The sequence below is a fragment of the Azospirillum sp. genome (assembly GCF_035627195.1).
Taxonomy (GTDB): Bacteria; Pseudomonadota; Alphaproteobacteria; order Azospirillales; family Azospirillaceae; genus Azospirillum.
In genome coordinates this window covers 1-6,126 of the sequence record NZ_DASPMG010000004.1, presented here as the reverse complement: position 1 = coordinate 6,126, position 6,126 = coordinate 1, and the positions used below count along the sequence as shown (strand labels likewise).

Sequence of the window (6,126 nt, the reverse complement as noted above, 5' to 3'; positions counted from 1 at the left end):
TGCCGGCGCGCAGCAGCGCCTGCACGACGATCCCCAGCTCCCACGAGCAGCCGTGCGCGGCGGCGTACTGCTTGGCCTCCTCGGCCAGCGCGCCGGCCAGCGCCGCGTCGCCGCGCCACGCCGCCGCCTTGCCGATGTCGCCCAGGTTGTAGATGCGCGTGCCGCAGTCGGCGATCTGCCGGGTGATGTCGAGCGCCAGCGGCGCCTGCCCCATCAGCGCCAGCGCGCGGGCGACGAACAGGTCCTGCCCGGCGCTGTCCGCCGCCTTGCCGCGCCGCACGGCGCTGACGAAGGGGGAGACGATCTCCTTGGCGCGGCCGGGATCGCCGAGCTGCTGGTAGGCCACCGCCAGCGACAGCCAGTCCCAGCGCGCCGCGGTGATCGGCGTCTCCACCGGCGGCAGCAATTCGCCGACCCGGTGCAGGAAGCACAGGCTGCCCAGCGGCTCGTTGCAGACCAGCGCCTTGATGCGGCCGCGGAACTCGTAGAAGTCGAAGTCGCCGACGAACTGGTTGGTGACCAGCTGCACCGCCAGCGCGCTGTCCGGATACTTGGCGATGATATCGGCCAGGAGCTTGTCCGCCTCCTTCAGCAGGCGGGCCTCCTCGGCCGTATCGAGGGTGTTATCGGCCTGCCGGATGATCTGCATGGCCTGAACGAACATGCGGTTGGCCGGCCCGGTGTCCTGCGCCTGCGCCGCTGGGGCGGCAAGGACGGCCGCCCCGGCACCGATGGCCACAACGCCAACGGGCATGGCAAGCGCCACGAGGCAGACGGCGATCCAGCGGCGGACGGCGGCGGGTGAGAGGGCCATGGCGGGCTCGGTGCCTTCAGGCGGACGTAAGTTCAGGAATGGGGTTCAGGACTGACGGACGTAAGTGACGACGCGTTGCACGTTGGGGATGGCCCGGGCGTGCCCGACCACTCGGTCCAGCTCGTCCTTGCTCTTCGCCCATCCCATTAGATAGACAACGCCGTTGACGGTATCGATGCTGTAGTTCTGCGACGAGATGTCGGCGTCGAAGGTGATGCGCGTGCGCAACTGCGTGTTGATCCAGGTGTCACGCGCCGAGTCCACCAGGGAGGACTCGTTGTCCACCTGGATCTCGTTGATGACCTCCTTGACGCCGTCGGCCTGCCAGGCGAGGCGCACGGCATCCAGGCGCATCTGCGGGTCGGCGGCGCGGCCGGTCAGCAACACGTGCCCCTCGTCCACGCGCAGGCTCACGCTTTGGTAGAGGTCGGTGGAGTGTTGGAGCCAGAGGTTGTTGATCTGCGCCCGAATGGCGGTGTCGGTGGCGAATCCCTTCAGGCCGCGCTTCTCCGACGCGGCCACCGCCGCGGTGGCGCCGCCCCCCAGGATCACCGGCGCACAGCCGGCTTCGACGGCGGCCAGAGCGGCCAACCCGATCACCGCGCACAGGCGCCCAAGAGCCGCCACGATCCGCCTCCGTCCGCCAGCCCGCCGAGGGGGCGGGCGGCGCGAAAAAGTCACGCCCACGTTCGGATTGCAATGGGTTTTTTCGAGGATTTTTCCAGTCATCGCGGTTTTGCCCATGGGTGATGCAGGGATGTTGCACCCGCTGCCTAGGAGGCGGCGGGCGCCCGTTCGCACATCCATGGCACCGAGGGGCCGCGACGAATCCTCGCGCCCCCCTCGGTACCTGTCCCATGGATAGGCAATTTCTATTACCTATGCGTTAACCATCAGGAATCAGGCAAATCCTGACCAAGCAATACCAGGGGCGCTGCCACTGTTAACAGAGTCGCCCCCTCCCCCAACGGGCAGTGCCGGGAGGGGAATGGACAGGCCCAATTGCTTGCTTGATGATTCACTCGACTCGCACTAAAATTTTAGCAATCCACGTGGGAGGTCGCGATGTTGAGGAATGCCTTGTTCAACATCATCCGGCAGGAGCAGCGGGAAATCGAGGACGAGCTCGAGAAGGAAGAGCATCGCCCGGCACCCGACATCGGCCGTTTGGCCGCGTTGCGTCAGCAGGCCACCAACCTGCGGCGCGAGCTTGAACACTTCCCGGAGTCCTGAGGCGCCGACCACGCCTGGGTTTATCTCCGGCCGCCCCTTCCCCGCCGCCCGGGGGAGGGGCGTCGTCGTTTCCGGGGCTCGATCGTCCCACTGCCTGTCCATCGCGGCGTTCCAGTCAGCCACCCACACGGACGGGGTGCATCCACAGGTCATTCGTGCTAGGGGAAGGACCCTTTCCGACGACCCGTGAAGACCAGGACCGCACGCGCATGTCCGACACCTCCGCCTACATCCTCACCATCTCCTGCCCCGACACCGTCGGCATCGTCTACGCGGTGTCCGGCTTCCTGGCCGAGCGGAAGTGCAACATCATCGACAGCGCCCAGTTCGGCGACCGCACCAGCGGCCTGTTCTTCCTGCGCGTGCATTTCTCGGCCGCCGCCGACAGCCCGACCCAGGCCGAGCTGGAGCAGGCCTTCCGCGAGGTAGTCGCCAAGCCCTTCAACATGGACTGGAAGCTGCGCGACGCCACGCGCCCGCAGCGCGTGCTGATCATGGTGTCGAAGTTCGGGCACTGCCTGAACGACCTGCTGTACCGCTACCGCATCGGCTACCTGCCGATCGAGATTCCGGCGATCGTCTCCAACCATCGCGACTTCTACCAGCTGGCCGCGTGGCACAACATCCCGTTCCATTACCTGCCGGTGACCAACGAGACCAAGGCGCAGCAGGAAGCGCGGCTCCTTGAGATCGTCGAGGAGGAGAAGGTCGACCTCGTCGTGCTCGCCCGCTACATGCAGGTGCTGTCGTCGGGCCTGTGCGAGAAGCTGGCCGGGCGCGCCATCAACATCCACCACTCGTTCCTGCCCAGCTTCAAGGGCGCCAAGCCCTACCATCAGGCACACCAGCGCGGCGTGAAGCTGATCGGCGCCACGGCGCACTACGTCACGGCGAACCTGGACGAAGGCCCGATCATCGAGCAGGAAGCGGAGCGCGTCGACCACACGATGACGCCCGACGACCTCGTGGCCATCGGGCGCGACATCGAGAACGTCGTCCTGGCCCGCGCGGTGAAGTACCACGTCGAACATCGAGTGCTGATCAACGGCACCAAGACGGTGGTGTTCAAGTAACCGGCGTCAGGTCGGCCGCGCGGCTTCGCGCGTTTCCTCCGCGGCCGGGGTGAAGACGGCGCGGGTGATGGCCTGTTCGATCTGGTCGCGGGTAAAGGGTTTGGGGATCACCGGCCCCAGGTGCTCCAGCCCGCGCTTGGCCAGTTCGTCCGGGAAGGCGGTGACGAAGATCACCGGCAGGAAGCGCTGCCGGCGCAGTTCCCGCGCCACCTCCACGCCGTTGTCGCCCTCGGCCAGACGGATGTCCATCAGGGCCAGCGTCGGCGTGTGCTCGGCGGCCAGCGTCAGCGCCTCGTCCATGGTGGTGGCGTTGCCGCAGACCAGATGGCCCATGCCGCGCACCGTCTCGGACAGGTCGGCGGCGATGATGGCGTCGTCCTCGACCACGAGGATCACGGCCTGCAGGTGCGCACGCACCGTCTCCCGCGCCCGCGACAGGCGCTCGACCGCCTCCTCCGCCGGGATGTCGAGCAGGGCCGCGGCGTCGGCGACGGACACGTCCTCCAGGTTCACCAGCAGGTAGACGCGCCGGTCCGCCTCGTCGAGCGTGGCCAGCGCCGCCTCGACCGGGTGCGACGACGCCGCCGCCGCCGCGGCGCCCGCTTCATCCTGCAGCGCGTTCAGCCGGCGGTACAGCGCGTGGCGCAACGGCTCGCCCGCATCGTCGGCGTCGTCGCTCTCCAGGTACCATTCCAGGGCGCGCGTCACCAGGGCATCACCGCGCGCCGGAGAACCCGTCAAAGCACGGGCGTAGCGGCGCAGGTACGGCAAATGCTCCATCAGGTGGCGGGTGCGATCCTCCATCTTTCTCCCCGTGCCTCGTCGCTGGCTGTTCGGCGGGCGCGTGCGGAGGTCCGCCAGCGTCGCCCACCATTTCCAATAAATGTCTGTGCTCGGCTGCGAGAAAGGAAACGGCCTGACGCATAGTGCGCGACATTTCCAGGGGGAATTCCAACGGGCTATTCGAAATACCCGTTCAGCGTTACCCCCAACGATGGAGCACGTCGGCGCAGGCGCGGCGTTAACCGGTCCATAAGAGTTACCCGGCATGCTCGGATATGCCCTCAGGGGCGAGGCGAGTGTTCCCGACACTGACGCGCCGACGCCGGACCGATCCGGCGCCGGCGTGTTTTTCATCGGCACCGGGGAAATCAGCAGCGACTCGGAACAATTGCCGGTGCAAGGCTGTTGGGCGGGCAATGGTGTGATTCCTCCCTGAACCGCCAGTCCCTTGAACGCCGCCAGGCGCCTGGTCCTCAAAGGACCGCGCCGGCGGCTTTTCTTTGCGGCGCGGCAGCCCGCTTGCATCGCTGCCGTTGCCCGGCTAATGACAGGAACCCCGGCGGCGGCGTAGAGTGCGCGCCGCGCCCAGCAGGCCGCGCACGGATCCGGACACGCGATGGACGAGCAGGAGTACGCATCCCTCACCGACGGCATTCCGCCGGAGGAACTCGCCGACTTCCTGGTGTGGCGCGATCGGGTCAAGGGCACCAACATCTCGGAAAAGACCCTGCTGGCAACCGATTATCTCAATCACTTCAACGAAATCGTGATGCTGATCGAGATGATCCCCGACATGCCCGACATGTTGGAGGAATGCTACGCCTGGCAGCCCAAGAGCTATCAGGAGCACTTCCGCGACAGCGGCTTTTCCGACAAGGCGCTGGCGATCGAGGCGTACGAGCACGTGCCCTCCAAGTTCCGCAAGCCGTTCGAGGACACCATCGCGCAGATGACGCAGGTGGTGGACCGCACGCTGGCCCGCATGTCCGCCGACGTGCACGGCGGCGACCCCGACCGCCTGCGCGAGGATTGCCGCCAGTCGGTGGAGATGATCCACCGCATCATCCAGGTCGCCAACGGCATCATCCACGGCGCGGCCCACGTCATGGAACAGGACGAGATCGACCTGTACCTCGGTTCGGACTGACGGCGGTCTTGCCGCGCCGGCACGGAAGAAGGCTTCCGTAAACGGCGATTGCTGGGGTAGCCACCATTCCTTCAATGCATGGCACGTGGCCCCTGCCCCTCGCTACACTCATGGGAAACAACCAAAGATTTTCTGTGGGGCACCGGTTCGGGCGGTTCGCAAAGGGCCGCCGCACGAGGGGGGAGACGGGACCCGTGAAAGCAGCCCTGGGTCCCGCGGCCGAGGACGTCCTCGACGCCGCGGGTGAGGTGCCGGTCGATGTCGAGGCGGCGGCCGACCTTGCGGCCGGGCCGGAGGTGCGGCTGTGGCTGCGCCTGTCCGCCTGCAACACGCTGATCGACGGCCATCTGCGCGCCCGCCTGCGCCAGGCGTTCGACACCACGCCGCCGCGTTTCGAACTGATGGCCCTCCTGGACAAGGTTCCTGACGGATTGACCATGGGCGAACTGTCGAAACGGCTGATGGTGACCAACGGCAACGTCACCGGTATCGTCGAGCGGCTGGTGCGCGACGGGCAGGCGACGCGCAGCGCCGCCCCGAACGACCGCCGCACCCACTTCGTCCGCCTGACCTCGGCCGGCCGCGACGCCTACCGGGCCATGGCGCGGGCGCACCAGGATTGGCTGCGGGACGTGATGGGCGGCATGGGGCGGGAGGACGTGGTGTCGCTCCTCGGCCTGCTGGACCAGCTGAAGCGGTCGGTGCGCACCGCCGCCCCGGCGGCGAGGTAGACCGATGGCGCCCACCGCCCACGTCGACACCTTCGCCCGCGACCGCCTGCCGCCGCGCGAGCAATGGCCGGACCTGCCGTTCGAGCGGCCGGAGCTGGCCTACCCCGAGCGCCTGAACGTCACCGCCGCCCTGCTGGACCCCTGGCTGGCGCGCGGCTGGGCGACGCGCCCGTGCTTCATCACCCCGGCCGGCACTTGGAGCTGGGGCGATCTGGCCGCCACCGTCGACCGCATCGCCGGCCTCCTGGCGGAGGAGCACGGGCTAGTCCCCGGCAACCGGGTGCTGCTGCGCGGGCCGAACACGCCCATGCTGGCCGCCTGCTGGCTGGCCGTGGCTAAGGCCGG

7 protein-coding genes and 1 pseudogene are annotated in these 6,126 nt (G+C 67.8%); 5 read left to right on the top strand and 3 right to left on the bottom strand.

Annotated elements, in window-relative coordinates:
* Both VED21_RS00365 and VED21_RS00360 read right to left on the bottom strand, forming a co-directional pair.
* Window positions 1-814: pseudogene (locus VED21_RS00365) on the bottom strand (hypothetical protein); the annotation flags it as partial.
* A 45-nt stretch (window positions 815-859) separates the two neighbouring features.
* The gene (locus tag VED21_RS00360; RefSeq protein WP_324880316.1) at window positions 860-1,441 is read right to left on the bottom strand and encodes a BON domain-containing protein; all 582 of its coding nucleotides are present in this window, start codon (window positions 1,439-1,441) and stop codon (window positions 860-862) included.
* Between the two features lie 453 nt (window positions 1,442-1,894).
* On the opposite strand from VED21_RS00360, the gene VED21_RS00355 reads away from it, so the two are divergent.
* The gene (locus VED21_RS00355) at window positions 1,895-2,047 is read left to right on the top strand and encodes a hypothetical protein (protein WP_324880315.1); all 153 of its coding nucleotides are present in this window, start codon (window positions 1,895-1,897) and stop codon (window positions 2,045-2,047) included.
* 209 nt (window positions 2,048-2,256) lie between these two features.
* On the top strand, window positions 2,257-3,120 hold the full coding sequence (gene purU / locus VED21_RS00350) for a formyltetrahydrofolate deformylase (RefSeq protein ID WP_324880314.1): 864 nt from the start codon (window positions 2,257-2,259) through the stop codon (window positions 3,118-3,120).
* 6 nt (window positions 3,121-3,126) lie between these two features.
* Here the strand turns inward: purU and VED21_RS00345 are convergent, their stop codons facing one another.
* Window positions 3,127-3,924 (bottom strand): PhyR family response regulator anti-anti-sigma factor, encoded by a 798-nt coding sequence (locus VED21_RS00345; RefSeq protein WP_324880313.1) that lies wholly within the window; start codon window positions 3,922-3,924, stop codon window positions 3,127-3,129.
* 595 nt (window positions 3,925-4,519) lie between these two features.
* Between VED21_RS00345 and VED21_RS00340 the strand changes: the two genes are divergently transcribed.
* The 3 genes from VED21_RS00340 to VED21_RS00330 all read left to right on the top strand — a co-directional run.
* The gene (locus tag VED21_RS00340; protein ID WP_324880312.1) at window positions 4,520-5,050 is read left to right on the top strand and encodes a hypothetical protein; all 531 of its coding nucleotides are present in this window, start codon (window positions 4,520-4,522) and stop codon (window positions 5,048-5,050) included.
* Window positions 5,051-5,244: 194 nt separating this feature from the next.
* The gene (locus VED21_RS00335; protein WP_324880311.1) at window positions 5,245-5,781 is read left to right on the top strand and encodes a MarR family transcriptional regulator; all 537 of its coding nucleotides are present in this window, start codon (window positions 5,245-5,247) and stop codon (window positions 5,779-5,781) included.
* Between the two features lie 4 nt (window positions 5,782-5,785).
* Window positions 5,786-6,126: AMP-binding protein (locus VED21_RS00330; protein WP_324880310.1), on the top strand; the 341-nt coding region annotated here is incomplete at its 3' end.